Annotated in this window: 1 protein-coding gene; it reads right to left on the bottom strand. The window is 56.8% G+C overall.

Features of this window, described 5'->3' with window-relative positions:
• Positions 1-581 (bottom strand): helix-turn-helix domain-containing protein (locus M9827_RS27600; RefSeq protein WP_250608391.1); only part of this gene is annotated, 581 nt, incomplete at its 3' end.
• Positions 582-667 lie beyond the last annotated feature (86 nt).

Here is a 667-nt window from a genome sequence, read left to right as displayed (position 1 = left end):
AAGCCTTCCCGCGTCGGCGCTCCGTGCGTACTGGGCAAAGCGCGACAGACGAATAAAAAGCGGCTCATCTGATCGGTAATGGTCAGCGGATAGCACCAATTACCGTCCTGCATTTTGAACTGCCCTTTGTAATCAGCACACCACGTCTGGTTGGGCGCGTCGACCGGACGCAAATGTGTTGGAGCACGGGGACGCGGGGGATAGGGCCGTCGCGCCACCACCAAACCAGCTTTCTTCAACCACTCCCCGGCGGTACTCGCCGCCGGCCATTGGATATGCGGATCGGAAACGCGCAGGCGATCAATGATCTGTTTGGGTCCCCGATCGGGGTGCTCGTTTTTCTTGGTCAGCAGCGTGGCAATGATTTCGTCGGGCGTTTGATGAGGACAGTTCAACGGCTTGCGCGATTGCTCTTTCAAGCCATCCACGCCCAACGCTGCATACCGTTCCAGCCACTTGTCGATGGTTGGACGGCTGACGCCGTAGCGCCGGCTTAATTGGCTCTTGGTGTAGCTCCCGCTAAGCCAGTCACTGACTAACTTCACTCGTTGATCCATTGGGGACTCTTGATTCCAGGGCATGGTCAGCACCTCCTGACCATGATTAATACCTGTAAACCATGTCCCCGGTCTCAAACGTAAAGGATGTACCCGGTCTTTACCCACCC

The organism is Pseudomonas sp. AKS31 (assembly GCF_023634765.1).
GTDB lineage: Bacteria > Pseudomonadota > Gammaproteobacteria > Pseudomonadales > Pseudomonadaceae > Aquipseudomonas.
This window is presented reverse-complemented; position numbering and strand designations above follow the sequence as displayed.